This window comes from Bacteroidia bacterium (assembly GCA_033391075.1).
Lineage (GTDB): Bacteria > Bacteroidota > Bacteroidia > J057 > J057 > JAWPMV01.
The window spans coordinates 471,295-486,815 of sequence record JAWPMV010000001.1 but is presented as its reverse complement, the minus strand read 5'-3'; the positions used below and the strand labels follow the sequence as shown (position 1 = coordinate 486,815).

Here is a 15,521-nt window from a genome sequence, read left to right as displayed (position 1 = left end):
AATTCTACACCCCCACTCGCTCATCTTCCTGCCTCGGATCAGGCAGATACAACCATTTTCGCATTTCCGTCATCTCGATCGAAAAGTGGCCAAATTCGTCCACCACTTTTCCCGTAATCAGGTAAATCCCTCGCCCAACAAAGGGATATTTATGCACCACATTCGGGAAACGGGTTACGTCAAACATTTCTCCTTTGATGTCAAAGAAGTTGGCAAACTGCATACGATCCCCCTTAATAGTAGCGGTCGTTTTGGTACAAATAAGGTAGCCCAGGACCCGCACGACGCGACCGACATACTTAGGGAAGTCTTTGTATAAAATGTGCTGGGCATTGGGGGGCAAAGGTTTGAGCAGATCAAAAGGCGAACAGATCGGATAACCCAGCAGCTCCATTTCATCATAGGCATCTTCCAGGGGCGTACTTTTCAGGTCGGGCAAATCAAAATCATGTTGTTTCGGGAGAAAGAGTACTTCCGCCTGCTTATTGCCAGCTTTCTGTTTGAGGTGCAAACGCATTTCCCATAAAAGCTGGGGTTTACTTTTGCCGGTAAAACGAAAAGCGCCAATCCGAATCAGAATGGTCAACTGCTCCACACTCAAAGGAATGCGCCTTACAAAGTCAGCCATATCCTCAAATTTGCCTCGAAATCCCCGCTCCGGCTCGATGGCCTGGGCAATCTTTCGATCCATGTCCTTGAGGTGAATGAAGCCCAGATAAATATCCTTGCCAATGATCCGGGTCTCCCAGGTACTGGTATTCACACAGGGGGCATGAATCTTTGCCCCCAACATATGTGCCTCATGCAAATAGATTTCCGTATCATAAAAGCCACCAAAATTGTTGACCACAGCCGTCATGAATTCGAGGGGATAATGGGCTTTGAGGTAGAGGCTTTGAAAGCTTTCGACGGCGAAACTGGCAGAGTGAGCCTTGGAAAATGAATAGCCTGCAAAGCTCTCAATTTGCCGCCAGATTTCCTGACTGATGGCTTCATCGTATCCCTTCTCCCGACAGGCAGTTAAAAAGCGCTCTTTGACTACGCCAAATTCTCCTTTCTCTCTAGACTTTCCTGACATCGCCCGTCTCAACATATCCGCTTCCGACAAACTCAAACCCGCAAATCCATTGACTACTTTGATTACATCCTCCTGATAAACCATGATGCCATAGGTATCGTGCAGCAATTCACGGAGGCGGAAGTGAGGGTATTGGAAAGACTCACCATTGTGGCGACGGATATAGGCTTGCATCATGCCGGACCGAGCTACTCCCGGACGGATGATCGAACTGGCAGCTACCAGGGTGAGGTAATCATCACAACGAAGTTTGCTCAAAAGTCCCCGCATGGCTGGCGACTCCACATAAAAACAACCGACCGTTTGCCCTTTCCGCAAAATTTCCTTCACATCCTCATCCTGTTTAAATCGATTGACCGCATGAACATCGATGGATTTCCCCTGATTTTCCTCTACAATTTCCACACAAGATCGAATATGCCCCAGTCCCCGTTGACTCAATACATCAAACTTATGCAGGCCGATTTCCTCTGCCACATACATATCAAAATGCGTAATGGGGAAGCCTTTGGGAGGAAGATCGGTAGCAGTAAAGGCATGAATGGGATCATCCGAGATCAAAATTCCTCCGGCATGTATGCTTAGGTGATTGGGGAAACCGGAAATGAGTTTGGAGTAGTGCAAAACCTGCCGGGACAATTTACTCAGGCCCGGATCAGGTTGATCTCTTTTGGCGACCAGTAGATCGATTTCTTCTTTGGGCAACCCAAAAACTTTCCCCAACTCACGGATACTTCCCTTATTCTTATAGCGATTGTAGGTGGCCAACAAAGAAGTATGGCTATAACGGTATCGCTTCATCATATAATCAATCACATCGTCCCGATCCGTCCAGGAAAAATCAATATCAAAATCCGGAGGAGAAGTTCGTTTAGGATTGAGGAAACGTTCGAAGTATAGATCCAATTCAATAGGGTCCACATCCGTAATCCCCAGACAATAAGCCGTAATACTATTGGCGCCACTCCCCCGCCCTACATGGAAAAATCCTCTCGACTGTCCATAGCGCACCATGTCCCAGGTAATGAGAAAATAGGCATTGAAGTCCAGCTGTTCGACGATCTCAAGTTCTCGTTCCATACGCCTGAGCGCTTCGGCATGATTGGGGCCATAGCGTTTCGCCAATCCTTCTTTCGCCAACTTCTCCAACAGAATCATATCGTCATACTTAGCTCCGGTAAAGGTCTGTCGGGTACGAGGCTGTTCAAAAATGAAAGGGAAACTGCAGTTTTCGAGCAGCTTTTCGGTATTGTAGAGGATTTTGGGGTAAGAGGAATAGATCTCCCGCAGTTCATTGGGCGGAACAAAAGCCTCTCCTTCTCCTGCCTGCATACGGTTCATTAGCTTGCTGAGCAGGATGTTGTGATCCACCGAACGCAGAAGTCGATGAATATTATGTCCTCGTTTATCCACGAAAGTCAGGGGTTGATGCACCAGCAATTTATCCTGTCGATGATGGTAGCGAGAACGTAAAACCTGTCGAATCTCCCTCGGATGTACTCCCAGAAATTCATGTTCACTCAAACTGGTCCGTTCTCGCTTTCGCCAGGGATAGATCACATAGACCTCCGACCACAAGGGAGCAATCTCCGGAAAGGGCTGTTTCTTATGGGCATGTTTGGAATAATAAGTATTGATTTCCTGAAAGCCTTTCAGGTTTTTCGCCAATGCTACATAAAGCAAGTCATCACCATTTCTAAACTCCATCCCCAATACGGGATGTATTCCTTTTTCTCGGCACATACGCACAAAGTCGTAGGCCGCGGAAGTATTGTGTATATCTGTTAATGCCAGGGCAGGGATTCCGTAAAGAGCAGCAAGTTCGACCAGTTCTGCTACAGAGAGTACTCCGTATCGCAGACTGAAACGCGTGTGACAATTAAGATACACAGTTCAATCTTAGGTTTTCTTAGTATTTGATAATAAATTTAGCACAATAAGAATTAAATTGCTATTTTTATTGGGTATTTATCTAATTTTAATAGCCAAGGAATGGAATAATGGAAGAGGTGTTCTCGTGTTCTGGAGAGAAGCTCTTTACGAGAATACTTGAACCCAAGAACACCCAAATACTACCCAAAAACACATTCATCTACCCTCCCCAACTCCCGCACAACAACACGCCAACACGTTCAAAAATCCTTATACGTTTTCAACGTTTATGAGAACCATTGCACATATGGACCTGGATACCTTCTTTGTATCCGTCGAGCGGCTGAAAGACAGTCGACTCAATGACAGACCGATCATGGTTGGCGGTACTGGAGGGAGAGGAGTGGTTTCTTCCTGTAGTTATGAAGCGCGACAATTTGGGGTGCAGTCGGGCATGCCGATGCGGCTGGCGCGGAGATTGTGTCCGCATGGAGTCGTGATGAAGGGAGACTTTGATGCCTATACGCAGTATTCGCAGGGGATCACTGAAATCATCAAAGAGGAGTCGCCCATTTACGAAAAAGCTTCCATCGATGAGTTTTACATCGATATGACGGGTATGGAGCGTTTTTTCGGAGGAACGAAATGGGCCAAAAACCTACGGCAGCGCGTGATCCGGGAAACAGGACTTCCCATTTCGCTCGGGGTTTCGGTCAATAAGATGGTTTCCAAAGTGGCCACAGGAGAAGCAAAACCCAATGGAGCGCGGGAAGTCAAGGATCAGGAGGTACAGAATTTCCTGGGACCTATGCCCGTACGGAAGATTCCCCTGATCGGAAAGCAGATGTCTTTGGATCTGGCTTATATGGGCGTAAAAAAGGTCAAGACTTTGCGCGGCATTCCTCGAGAATTGCTGGAGTGTGCATTTGGGAAACATGGGACCATGCTCTACCGAAGGGCTCGAGGAGAAGACGATGCACCCGTAGTGCAGCATTCGGAGCAAAAATCCATGTCCAGCGAACGCACTTTTGCTGAGGACACCATGGATATCCATAAACTCAAGGCTTTGCTCACTTCCATGACCGAGAAATTGGCATTTAAACTTCGCCAATCCGATCGACTCACGGCTTGCGTAACGGTCAAGATCCGTTATACAGATTTTGATACCGTAAGCAGACAGGCAAAAATCCCCTATTGTGCTTCGGATGAAGTCCTGATCGAAAAAGCCCTGAGTCTTTTTGACACCCTATATCAACGACGAGTACGATTGCGCCTGGTCGGGATAAAATTTAGCCACCTCGTTCCGGGCAAGCCCCAGATTCGGCTGTTTGAGTCGATCCCGAGACAGGTTGACTTATATCAGGCATTGGATACGCTGAAAGATCGTTATGGGAGCGATTGTGTGGTACGAGCGAGTGGGATGTAAATTCATGTATTAGCGTGTGAGGGTGTTAGTGTGTTTGGGTTGGAGGAGAAAAACATTTATCCGCTAACTCTCGCGCCCTAACACACTAATACCCTAAAAAGTCTTCGACTTTTGCCCCCCTCCAAATAAACCCCTAATTTCGTCCGGCAAACGGATAATACATCTTTACCTATGAATCGCTACTTTCTATTGGCAGTCATTTTCAGCCTGGCCTTCCAGTTTTCTTTGGGTCAATCAGATACGACCAAAGCAAAAAGCCTCCCTACGATCGAGATCAATGCTTTGCGTATCAATACCCCGGATCAAAGAACTCCCTTTTCGGTGAGTAGGATCGACCAGCAGGCGATTCAGCAAGGAAATCAACAATTGAGCATCAATGAATCTTTGGTGGCCGTACCCGGACTTTTTGCGTTGAATGCAGATAATTTTGCGCAGGATTTACGGGTTTCGATACGAGGATTTGGTGCAAGAGCTGCTTTTGGGATCAGAGGAGTGAAACTCCTTGTTGATGGTATTCCGGAATCTACCCCTGATGGACAGGCGCAAGTAGATAATGTGGACATGGGCCTGATCCAGAATATGCAAATCCTACGCGGACCAGCAGCCGGTATATATGGAAATGCAGCAGGAGGCGTCATTCTCCTACAAACAGAAGATGTAAAAAAGCCCTTTGTAGAGGCACGTATTTCAGCAGGTTCCTATAATTTTCAGAAGTATCAGGCGAAAGCAGGATTTCGGTATGGAAAATTCAGCGGCCTGATCTATGGAAGTCATACGCAAACTGATGGCTATAGAAGTCATAGCGAGATGGAAAGCACCCTTCTGAATGGTCGCTTTCGATATGAATGGGATTCCCTGACCTCTCTGACCCTTTTCGCCAATTATGTAAATAGTCCCCTGGCAAATGATCCGGGAGGTGTAGATTCGACAGCTTTCACTGATAATCCTCGAGATGCCCGTCAACGTAATGTCGATTTTGATGGGGGCGAAAGTGTAGAGCAAGGGCGAATCGCCTTGAATTTCCAAAAGGGGATCAGCGATAATCAGCGGCTCAATATCAGAGCTTATCATTTGAGCAGAGATTTTGACAACCGCCTGCCATTTGGATTTGGAGGAGCGGTAAGTATAGACAGGACTTATACAGGCGGAGGTATTGCTTATACCTATACCGGAAGTCTGGGTGAAAAAGCGTACAGACTTCAAACGGGAGCCGATCTGGACTATCAGGCAGATGATCGGACACGCTTCTTTAATAATGAGGGGGAAATTGGCGATTTGACCTTTGACCAATTGGAAAGTTTTTTCAGTTTCGGTGCCTATGTTTATCAGGAACTCTATCTCAGTCCTCAGTTCAATCTAAACCTGAGTTTGCGATTCGATGCTCTCAATCTGGAGGCTGAAGATCGCTTTCTGGGCAATGGAGATGATTCGGGTAAACTGGATTTCCAACAATTCAATCCCATGTTCGGGATTTTGTACGCCCCCAATCAGCACATATCCCTTTTCGCCAATGTCTCCAGCAGCTTTGAAACACCTACCCTGAGTGAGCTCTCTGCCAATCCGGACGGAGGCGGTGGATTCAATCCGGATTTAGCTCCCCAAAAAGCCAGGAATATTGAAATTGGGATTAAAGGAAGCGAATCAAAAATTCAATATTCCTTATCTCTCTACTATATCCGGGTATTTGACGAATTGGTTCCTTTTGAACTACCTGCTTTTCCGGATCGGGAATTCTTTCGCAATGCAGGAAGCTCAAACAGGCTGGGAGCAGAAGTATTTTTACAGGCAGAATTGACAAAAGGCCTGAATGCCATGGCCAGTGTCAGCCTAAATGAATTTAGCTACCGAGATTATCAGGTAAATGAGGATATTTTTGACGAGAATAAACTCCCCGGCATTCCGGCACAAACCGGATATATTGCCCTAAGCTATCAGCATCCCTCTGGTTTTTACGCAAAAAGCTGGCTGCAGACAGTAGGTTCCATTTACACCAATGACAGAAATAGTGTAAAACTTGATCCTTATTCCCTCCTGAATGCGAGAGTTGCCTGGACCTTCAAAAGCTCCTGGGGAGAAATCGAACCTTTCTTTGGGGTAAACAATATTTTTGATAAGCTATATCCCGGCAATGTACGAATCAATGCTTTTGGTGGCAGGTTTTATGAAGCCGGCGCAGGCGCGCATGTCTTTGCTGGGATACGTGCGAGAGTGGAGTAAGAGAAGTTTAAGAGGGTGTTGTAGTGTTATAGTTTGGTAGTTCTGATCTTTCAACTAACTACGCCCTATAACACCACAACACTATAACACCTCCCTATTTAGCAGCAACCGCAAAAGGAACCATCAAATTACCCCAGTGATAGGCTAAGGTATTTTCATCTGTACGCAGAAACTCCATGGTTTCGGACATATCGTCACTGGCAGAAGGAGAAGCAGTTACCCGTAATACATCTTTGGAAGCGTCATAGTCATAAGCTCCCCACTGTTCACTAACAGAGTTGAATACCAGGGTCCACTCATTTTCGCCGGGGATGGTAAAAAAACCATATTTTCCAGCAGGAAGTGATTTTCCTCCCACTTCCACATCTGTAGAAGTTTCAAAAGTAGTGGCTTCATTGGCACCGGTACGCCAAACATCTCCATAAGGAACCAGTCCGCCATATAGCTCACGACCTTTAACGGAAGGGCTACCATAGACGATTTTAACCTCTGCATCTCCAAAATTGGCAGTAAGTTCTTTCATCGGGCTGGGAATATCTCCTTTCAGGACTTTCAGAGAATAAAGGTCACTAGACATATTTTCCTCTGAAGCTGCTGCTGCAGGCTCTTCTGTTTTAGGAGCTTCATCAGCTTCAGCCGTCTCCTGGCTTGATTCAGTTTTGGTTCCAGAGCAAGCCCATAGACTCAGGACGAGTAATGAGACAAGTAAGTGTGATAATAGTTTCATAAAATTTGGATTATGATTAAAGAAACATCTCCTTCTTTAATACTTATTGACCTAACAAATATACTCAAGAATCCTCAAAAAGAGGATTTAGGGACATACAGATCCCAGGTTTTCCGACAAAATGAAGAAGTATGATTTAAAAGAGATTTCCACCTTTTTAAAAAATGTGGAGCCAAAAATCGGAGAGCCTAACGTCAATGCAGAGGAGAAAAAATTAGAGGCTTTGTACTTTTTGTTCGGTCAAGGTGCCGGGGAGCAGTACATTGAGGGATTTTTCCTGAACGCTCACCTCAATTTCAGCCAGGCTTTCAAAGGGTTCTCCATCGATTTGGGCACTACCTCCTTGCTGTCGAATAATTTTCAAATTCTTTCCCTGAAAGACTTCTACATATTTAGATCGTTCGAATTTACCATTGAAAAGGCGGCGGACAACCAGGCCAGCTTTCAGTAAAGGAAACTTCTTTACGACCAGGATATCCAGTAAGCCATCTGTGATACTGGACTGAGGAGAAACCTTGGCATCATAGCCCCATTGTTTGCCATTGGCAATTGCGATCCCATAGAGCTCGGAAAATTCAAATTCCTCAGCATCCAGAATCATTTTGACATCTTCTGCCTGAAAAGATCGCAAGCCTTCAGCAGAACTTTTTACATAGGGACGAAATCCTCGCTGTCCCCCTTCATCAAAAATCCGGGCGACCTCTCCATCAAGTCCAATTCCAGCCACATTGAGAAAAATCCGACCATTGAACAGGCCGGTATCTACCTTAATGGCCCAGGAGTTGAGGGATTGTTGGATGGCCAGTCGGGTTTTGATAGAATAGCCCAGATTGCGAGCATAACCATTGCCGGAGCCATTGGGGATGATGCCAAAATTGACCGATTTTCCTATCAGACGGGAGCCAATGGCGTTTACAGTACCATCTCCTCCTACGGCATAGATATTTTTTACGCCAGAGGCAATAGCCTCTTCCAGCTGGTCGTCCAATCGACTAAAGTCGATACGCAAAGTTTTCACCCCCTTTTCTGCCTTTTGATAAATCTCTTTAATTAGATCTTCTACCTGATCGGCGTCATTGCGCTTTCCTGATCCAGGATTGATCAGGAAAAGAGTATGCTCGGCTAATAACATCTACAGAAAGATAAGGGGCAAAAAATTTGAAACAAAAAAACAGGCAATCCGGAAGGAGATTGCCTGTTTTGTAGCGAATAAACTGAGGTCTATTCTCTATTCTCTTACACATTCAAATTCAACCCGGCGATTTACGTAGTGGAGAGGCTCCAATTTACGGTTTGAGTGATTCGCAGGTAGGTTTTGAATAAGGTTTTGTTGCTCACCCTGGTAGCTTGTAACGAAGCGGCTACGATCAACTCCATAAGAGTTTACGATAAAGTCCACAGCGTTATTTACGCGACGCATAGAGAGATCTTCATTGTAAGCATCTGTGTTACGAACATCTGCGTGTCCAGTAGCACGTACTCTCAAAGAAGGATCGTTTTTCATCACCTGAGCGATATAATAAAGCTCTGGGTAGAATTCTGGCTTGATCGCGTCTTTATCCAAATCAAAGTGGATGATAGGCAGCAGACAAGGTACGTCAGCAACACCTGTAGATACATCCGGCATTTGGATAGCTACACCTTTGGCATCATAGTACATGCCGGGAGGTGAGTTTGGCTCTTTATCAAAGCAGTCGGGCACACCGTCATTATCTGCATCAAGCGCAACTCCGTTTCCGTCCACATCACATCCTTTAGGAGTGAAAGGCTCGTCATCTTCGTTGTCTGGATATCCGTCCTGGTCGCTGTCGAGGGTCCTTCCTTGTCCATCAACAGGGCTATCGATCGGAGTATCTGGCTCTTTGTCATACAGATCGGGTACACCATCGTTGTCGCTATCGTCGGTAAGACGCTTAACGATCTCACGAGCTTCCTGTGCACTACTATATACTTCTGTGAGTGGATTGCTCCACCATAGAGATTCTTCTCCTTTACCCAAACGGAAGTGAATACCGAGGGTCGTGTGGTTATAACTATCGAAATCACGAGTCAGAGGAGTCAATACTCCGCCTACTTCCTGCCAACGCTGACCATCTAAAAGGTCATCATTGGACCAGGCGATTCTGTGCTCGAGTTCAAGTTCTACTCTTCTTCCTAAGCGATAGCGCAGACCAGCTGCAACTGTCAATACAGGGTTAACAACATAGTTGTCTCCACCAATCTGGATAGCAGTCTCATCAATATGGCCTTCCCCTGGAGATTCAAACTCACCATCCAATACGCCTTTCAAGGCATTTACTACATCTCTTCTTCCTCCAATATTGAAGATAGAATTACTTCCGGTAAGACCCGGTATAGAACTAAAGTCATAAGGATCAACATTTGCTCCTCTACCAGCATCTACTTTTGTATTGTAGGCCATAAGACCTACACCAGCAGCTGCGTATACGTTCCACTGAGCCTGCTCCTTGTAGAAGTTGATATTGTTCAGGTTAACCACAGCTTGTAGCGCCAGGTCACCATATCTCATCTGATAGTTGTAATAAACTTCGGGTGGAACAGTAGAGTTATCAAGTTGGTTTACTCCTCCTGAATAGTATACATCATTCCATGGGTTGTTTACATGGTTTCTGTATCCAGTGGTGCGTTGATAGTTCAAACCTTCGGTCTGACCTATACCGCCTTGCAGGCGAAGTGAAAATACGTGGCCCAATGCTTTACGAACGTCGAGAGCAAAACCAGCACCTGGCTGAGCTTTTACATCTCCAGCAACATACGCCAATCCTCCTTTAATACCGATAGACCAATTGTTTTTGGGCTCGGGGGGGAAAAGGTAGTCACCATCGTCGTATTGGTCCTTCTGATCATAATCGCTCTTACGAACATTATTATACTTATCATCATCCTGAGCTAGCGATACGCCAGTCATGGTAGAGCAGAGGAACATCAACAACAGTAGATGTCTTAGTTTTTTCATATACTTCCTTCCGGTTAATTTGAATTGTTTCTGATTTCAAGAAAAATTTTGGAACAAGGTTGAATTTAGGAGAACGCGTGAAACCTTATGCTTCACATTCTATAATAAGTGAGATATTTTCAATAGGCATCAATGGGTTTAGGGTTTTCATTAGCCGCTTCTGATTTCATTCACCGCACGTAATAATACAATCAAGTATCTATTTTCTTGATCCCATTATTAAGCTCCCTATACATATTTCAGCCCAATCAATAGTTTCGAGCTCTAAATAAGGAACTAAAGCCCCATGCTTTCAAGCTCATAATTGGGAATGGCTGAAAATAATCAGTGAACGGTTTTTATATGCACAGGAATGGTAACCAAGCAATCAAGGGTAAGATCTATTTCGTAGTAGGTGGGAAGAGAGGCGACGAGCGGATTCGAACCGCTGTACAAGGTTTTGCAGACCTCTGCCTAGCCACTCGGCCACGTCGCCTTTCAAACTAATTGTGATCGCTTAGTTTAGACAGGCGACAAAACTACAGGTTTCTCTTCAGTATTTCAAATATCGGCCTGAGATTATTATCTGTCGCAATGGTTAAACGCAAAAATCATCCCAGGATTGTGTTTATGTTAAAAATTATAACAAAAAATTCATTTTCCAGATCAAATATGTTTTCTGTCAAAAAACATCTCTACATAAGTCCTCGCACACTTTTCCATCGCTAAAGGCTTGAGCTTTGAAACCCTTACCTTGACCGACTCGACCGAAGAAAAATCACTCAGGATTTCAGATCCGATCTTTTCACAGAGATGTTCCAGAAGATTGCAAGGCACTTCCAGAATCTCTAACACCAACTTATAAATGGAAAAATAATCCAGGGTGTCTTTGAGTTGATCTGTTTTTGCTGCATTTCGAGTATCGGTTTCCATGTAAACGTCAACCTGAAATCTTGTGCCTCTTTTCCGCTCTTCTTCGTACACACCATGATAAGCATGTAGCTCAATCTCTTCTATCGCAATTACTCCCATTCGTTTTGATTTTTCACCCCTAAATGCATATGTATCTTACGGGGAAATTATTTTCCAACTCTTTGATAATGTCGGGACACTGCATCTTCAATTTCTTGATAATCCACAGAGCGAACTAATTTCCCTCCATTGGCAAGAGACAATTCCCTTCTTTCTTCAGATACAACTATCACCAATGCGTCACTTATTTCTGTAAGTCCGACCGCAGATCGGTGGCGAAGTCCCAGTTCTGCGTCAAGGGTCGTACTCTTACTTATAGGTAAAATACAACGTACAGAACGTATTTTATTCCCCTCTAACAACATAGCACCATCATGAAGAGGGCTCTCTTTTTGGAAAATTGTATAAATAAGGCGGGAAGAAATGATAGCGTCCAGTTGATCCCCGGCATCCATGATATGGTCCAGAGGTGTATTTCCTACGAAAACAATTAATGCTCCATTTCCGGTGGCTCTGATACTTTTCAGAGATTCTATGACCTCCTGTATGACTTCTGTTGTCAGGGCTTCTGTTCTGCGGGATAAAGGACGGGTGATCCTGTCGATCAGGGTATTTGTACTAATCTGGGAGAGAAATTGGCGGATTTGCGGGGCGAAAATAATCACTACGGCAATGGCTCCCAGGCTGAGGAAGGGATCTAAAATGGAGCCTAAAAGTCGAAATTCTAACAGATCAATTAATTTCCATAGAAGGAAAATTGATATTATTACACTAATTACTCGCAGCGCTAAACTCCCTCTCAGGCTTTCATAGAGTTTGTAAAAAAGGTAACTCACCACCGAGATATCGATGATGTCCACCAAACGTACTTTTACAAAGCCTATTTCAAATAATTCCATGATCCTGAAGATAGCTAAATAATTGTACGATCCGATTGGCTTCTCGGATGTCATGAACGCGAATTATATTTGCGCCCAATTCCAAAGCCTTCAAATGAAGGGCCGTTGTAATTTCCAGTACGTCTCCTGCATCTGTATCAAAAAATTTGTACATCATGGATTTTCGAGAGATGCCACAGAGTAAGGGAAGCTCAAATAATTGAAATTTTTCCAGCTCATACAGAAGCTGATAGTTATGTTCCTGCCTTTTCCCAAATCCAAATCCCGGATCCAATACCAAATCCTTGATACCGGCTTCACGCGCTGCCCTGATCTTTTCCACAAAAAAATCCTGAATATCTGGAATCAGGTCTTTGTATTGGGGGTCTTTCTGCATGCTCCGGGGCTCCCCCTGCATGTGCATCATAATATAGGGGACATCCCCATAAGCAGCTACAAGCTCCATCATCGCCGGATCAAGATTGGCAGCGGATATATCATTGATGATATGTGCTCCCAGATCAAGCAGGGGCTTAGCGACAGAAGTACGAAAGGTATCTATTGAAAGGAGAGTATCAGGAAAATGCTTCAAAATGGACTCGCATACCTTATATATACGATCCAGCTCTTCCTGGTTACTTACTTCATCTGCAAAAGGTCTGGAAGAATATCCTCCTACATCTATTATACGAGCACCCAATTCCAGCATTTCCCCTACCCTATCTATAGCGGCCTGATCAGAATCATAGCTCCCCCCATCCGAAAAACTATCGGGGGTGAGATTTAAAATTCCCATGATCTGTGGACGCTTCAGGTCGAGCAAGTGGCCCCGGCAATTGAGGGAGAAACTCATAAAAGAGGATTGATTCCGTTGGGAGCTATAAACTGGCACAAAAAAAGGAAGAATTTTTCAATTAATTTCACCTGATTGATACAATTAATACCTTTGGTAGAATTTTTTGGCAGAATTGCCACGGAAAGCCCGGGCAGATCAATGATATGAGTAAAACCGATCAACAATACCAGGAGATCATAAAAGGATGTAAAGAACTCTTTATGAATAAAGCCAGCGACTATGGCACTTCCTGGTCCATTCTCCGAATGCCTTCAGTCACGGATCAGATTTTGATCAAAGCGGAGAGAATCCGATCCATTCAGGAAAGTCAGGTAAATAAGGTAGGTGAAAGCATAGAGGGTGAATTTGTGGCTATTGTTAACTATTGCATAATTGCTTTGATCCTGCTTGAAATAAATTTACAGGATGAAGACGCTCGCTTAGCTGCTATAGATAGTTTGAAAAAAGTTGAGAACTTGTATGACAAAAAGGTAGATGATGCCTTTAAGACTATGCAAAAAAAGAATCACGATTATGGAGAGGCCTGGAGAAAGATACGGGTTAGTTCTATCGTTGACTTGATTTTGATGAAGATTGAAAGACTAAAACAAATTGAGGATAATGCGGGTAAAGTAAAGGTATCCGAAGGCGCTGATGCCAATTATATAGATATGTTGAATTATGCGGTCTTTTCCCTGATAAAAATGGAAGAGCCAGCTTAAACCTTAAGAATATATGACTAGCTACCAGATCATCGGCCTGGTGTTCGCAATTTCCGGAGTATTGGCAGGCTTGAGTCTGCTTTTTGAATCCCGAAAAGTTAAATCCCTGGATTTGGATTACCTCCCCAAAACCAATATGCTGGTTTGGGTAGTGCGCATCTTTGTAGGATTGTTGTTTCTCTACTCAGGCTATGTTAAAGCCAATGATTATATCGGTTTTGCCTATAAGTTGGAAGAATACTTTGGGGTATTTGGGAGTGATTTCTCTTTTTTCAAAGGCTTCTTTGAATTTATGACTCCGCTTTCCAAGCCTCTCGCCTGGTTTATCAGTGTATTTGAAATGGCCCTGGGAGTCGCTGTTATTGTTGGCTGGAGGATGAATCTGACCATGTGGCTTTCCATGCTGATGATGATCTTCTTCACCATTTTGACGGGCTATTCTCATTATACAGGAGCAGTAGCAGATTGTGGCTGTTTTGGAGATGCCCTGAAAATTGAGCCCTGGGAGTCTTTTGTAAAAGATATCATCCTGACAGGCATGCTGATCCCAGTATTTATCGTCAGGCATTCTATCCATCCCATTTTGGGAAAGAGTGGAACCTGGAAGGTAGTTCTGGCCAGTTTCCTTCTGGCAGGTGCCTATTCTTATTACTGCCATGAGCATTTGCCCGTAGTAGATTATAGGGCTTATAAAGTAGGCGTAGACCTTGAGCACTGTAAAGAATATATCGCTCCGGGAGATGATTTTCCAAAATGCGCTGACTTCGACCAGTTCTATAGTGATCGTGAGTTGCCGATCTTCGAAGGCAACAATCTGATGGTTGTGATCTACACCGGATTCAAAGCAGACATGGACGACATGAAAGCCAGTGAGGCCTTGCACCAAAGCCTGCAAGGAAGTGGGGTAAATGTCTATGGAGCCAATGGTGATTCCAAGAAAAGCTTTGAAGAGGAGGTTAAACCAAAAGCAGGCATGACCTATCCCTTTACCTATTTTGATCCAAAAACACTGAAGACCATCGTCCGTTCAAATCCGGGCTATGTGTTACTTAAAGAAGGAGTTGTCGTCGAAAAATGGCATCACAATGATATTCCCAGTGCGGAAGAGATAAAGGCCCTGCTCCAATAAAGCAGGCTTTTTCCTCAAGTATTACAACCCAAACAAGCTGCTTTTCAAAGCAATGAAACATATTCGGACCTCAGTTCTCCTTGCTCTGTTAATTGGAAGTGGATTCCTGTTTTCAGATGTATGGGCACAGGATAAGAGTGAGAAAAAACGACAAACCAAAAGACCCAAAAACAGCTACGAACAAGGTTACATAGTAGCCAATCATGGCGATACTACCTATGGCTACATCCGCATACAGGATGATTTTCTCAATCAACGCCAATTGAAGTTTGTAGATGACTATGGGGTACGGGCAAAATACACCCCCGATCGCATCAAGGCTTTTGGAGTAGATAATCGGGATTATGAAGTCTTGCCTACTCCTTTAAATTTTGCAGGCCTATTTTCGGATTCTACCATTTTCCTTTTGAGAACGGTACAAGGCCCTGCTTCTTTGTATCGATTTTATACTCGTCGTTCGGTCTTTACCCTCAAACAAGGAGCGGCATATATAGACCTTATCAAAAAACCGGATGGTAGTTTGTATGAAGTCAGCTACAATTTTAAGTGGGTACGCATTGCAGATGCTTTTCCCGACTTCCCCGAATTGGCGGATGCGATTCGAAATGAACTTTTCAAACCAGAAGATACCGAGCGCATTATAGAACGATATAATGAGTGGTATGTGGATGGGAAATGAATGATAAACAATTGTGTCAGCCCGAGCCCC

12 protein-coding genes and 1 tRNA gene are annotated in these 15,521 nt (G+C 44.3%); 5 read left to right on the top strand and 8 right to left on the bottom strand.

Translation table 11 applies throughout. From position 1 onward, the window contains the following. Nucleotides 1-4 precede the first annotated feature (4 nt). Nucleotides 5-2,968 carry a DNA polymerase III subunit alpha gene (dnaE, locus tag R8P61_01870; GenBank protein MDW3645793.1) on the bottom strand — a complete coding sequence of 988 codons (2,964 nt, stop codon included), beginning with the start codon at nucleotides 2,966-2,968 and terminating at the stop codon, nucleotides 5-7. 271 nt (nucleotides 2,969-3,239) lie between these two features. Between dnaE and dinB the strand changes: the two genes are divergently transcribed. Further along, nucleotides 3,240-4,376 (top strand): DNA polymerase IV, encoded by a 1,137-nt coding sequence (gene dinB, locus R8P61_01865; GenBank protein MDW3645792.1) that lies wholly within the window; start codon nucleotides 3,240-3,242, stop codon nucleotides 4,374-4,376. 171 nt (nucleotides 4,377-4,547) lie between these two features. Further along, entirely contained in the window at nucleotides 4,548-6,593 is a 2,046-nt protein-coding gene (locus R8P61_01860; protein ID MDW3645791.1) for a TonB-dependent receptor, read from the top strand. A gap of 94 nt (nucleotides 6,594-6,687) precedes the next feature. On the opposite strand, the gene R8P61_01855 is transcribed toward R8P61_01860, so the two are convergent. The 7 genes from R8P61_01855 to folP form a co-directional block, all read right to left on the bottom strand. Continuing rightward, nucleotides 6,688-7,320, bottom strand: a complete 633-nt coding sequence (locus R8P61_01855; protein ID MDW3645790.1) for a DUF2911 domain-containing protein — start codon at nucleotides 7,318-7,320, stop codon at nucleotides 6,688-6,690. Between the two features lie 214 nt (nucleotides 7,321-7,534). Continuing rightward, entirely contained in the window at nucleotides 7,535-8,452 is a 918-nt protein-coding gene (locus tag R8P61_01850; protein MDW3645789.1) for a diacylglycerol kinase family protein, read from the bottom strand. A gap of 96 nt (nucleotides 8,453-8,548) precedes the next feature. Further along, nucleotides 8,549-10,297, bottom strand: a complete 1,749-nt coding sequence (locus tag R8P61_01845) for an OmpA family protein (GenBank protein ID MDW3645788.1) — start codon at nucleotides 10,295-10,297, stop codon at nucleotides 8,549-8,551. 404 nt (nucleotides 10,298-10,701) lie between these two features. Beyond that, nucleotides 10,702-10,772: transfer RNA gene (locus R8P61_01840), tRNA-Cys, on the bottom strand. Between the two features lie 170 nt (nucleotides 10,773-10,942). Further along, on the bottom strand, nucleotides 10,943-11,308 hold the full coding sequence (gene folB, locus R8P61_01835; GenBank protein ID MDW3645787.1) for a dihydroneopterin aldolase: 366 nt from the start codon (nucleotides 11,306-11,308) through the stop codon (nucleotides 10,943-10,945). A gap of 47 nt (nucleotides 11,309-11,355) precedes the next feature. Further along, nucleotides 11,356-12,147 (bottom strand): diadenylate cyclase, encoded by a 792-nt coding sequence (locus tag R8P61_01830; GenBank protein ID MDW3645786.1) that lies wholly within the window; start codon nucleotides 12,145-12,147, stop codon nucleotides 11,356-11,358. After that, the gene (folP, locus tag R8P61_01825; protein ID MDW3645785.1) at nucleotides 12,134-12,979 is read right to left on the bottom strand and encodes a dihydropteroate synthase; all 846 of its coding nucleotides are present in this window, start codon (nucleotides 12,977-12,979) and stop codon (nucleotides 12,134-12,136) included. The genes R8P61_01830 and folP overlap by 14 nt, the downstream gene beginning before the upstream one ends. Nucleotides 12,980-13,125: 146 nt before the next feature. Between folP and R8P61_01820 the strand changes: the two genes are divergently transcribed. From R8P61_01820 to R8P61_01810, 3 genes are read left to right on the top strand one after another with little or no spacing between them, the layout of a single operon-like run. Then, the gene (locus R8P61_01820) at nucleotides 13,126-13,683 is read left to right on the top strand and encodes a DUF1599 domain-containing protein (GenBank protein MDW3645784.1); all 558 of its coding nucleotides are present in this window, start codon (nucleotides 13,126-13,128) and stop codon (nucleotides 13,681-13,683) included. Nucleotides 13,684-13,696: 13 nt separating this feature from the next. Further along, a complete protein-coding gene (locus R8P61_01815; GenBank protein MDW3645783.1) occupies nucleotides 13,697-14,812 on the top strand; it encodes a DoxX family protein in 1,116 nt (371 codons plus the stop codon). Between the two features lie 52 nt (nucleotides 14,813-14,864). Next, nucleotides 14,865-15,491, top strand: a complete 627-nt coding sequence (locus R8P61_01810) for a hypothetical protein (protein MDW3645782.1) — start codon at nucleotides 14,865-14,867, stop codon at nucleotides 15,489-15,491. Nucleotides 15,492-15,521: the final 30 nt, after the last annotated feature.

What these genes read in the sequence shown, in the direction of transcription:
- R8P61_01845 (MDW3645788.1), bottom strand. Translation starts at nt 10,297, where the DNA reads ATGAAAAAACTAAGACATCTACTGTTGTTGATGTTCCTCTGCTCTACC.
- R8P61_01820 (MDW3645784.1), top strand. Translation starts at nt 13,126, where the DNA reads ATGAGTAAAACCGATCAACAATACCAGGAGATCATAAAAGGATGTAAA.
- folB (MDW3645787.1), bottom strand. Translation starts at nt 11,308, where the DNA reads ATGGGAGTAATTGCGATAGAAGAGATTGAGCTACATGCTTATCATGGT.
- R8P61_01810 (MDW3645782.1), top strand. Translation starts at nt 14,865, where the DNA reads ATGAAACATATTCGGACCTCAGTTCTCCTTGCTCTGTTAATTGGAAGT.
- dinB (MDW3645792.1), top strand. Translation starts at nt 3,240, where the DNA reads ATGAGAACCATTGCACATATGGACCTGGATACCTTCTTTGTATCCGTC.
- folP (MDW3645785.1), bottom strand. Translation starts at nt 12,979, where the DNA reads ATGAGTTTCTCCCTCAATTGCCGGGGCCACTTGCTCGACCTGAAGCGT.
- R8P61_01815 (MDW3645783.1), top strand. Translation starts at nt 13,697, where the DNA reads ATGACTAGCTACCAGATCATCGGCCTGGTGTTCGCAATTTCCGGAGTA.
- R8P61_01830 (MDW3645786.1), bottom strand. Translation starts at nt 12,147, where the DNA reads ATGGAATTATTTGAAATAGGCTTTGTAAAAGTACGTTTGGTGGACATC.
- R8P61_01850 (MDW3645789.1), bottom strand. Translation starts at nt 8,452, where the DNA reads ATGTTATTAGCCGAGCATACTCTTTTCCTGATCAATCCTGGATCAGGA.
- R8P61_01855 (MDW3645790.1), bottom strand. Translation starts at nt 7,320, where the DNA reads ATGAAACTATTATCACACTTACTTGTCTCATTACTCGTCCTGAGTCTA.
- R8P61_01860 (MDW3645791.1), top strand. Translation starts at nt 4,548, where the DNA reads ATGAATCGCTACTTTCTATTGGCAGTCATTTTCAGCCTGGCCTTCCAG.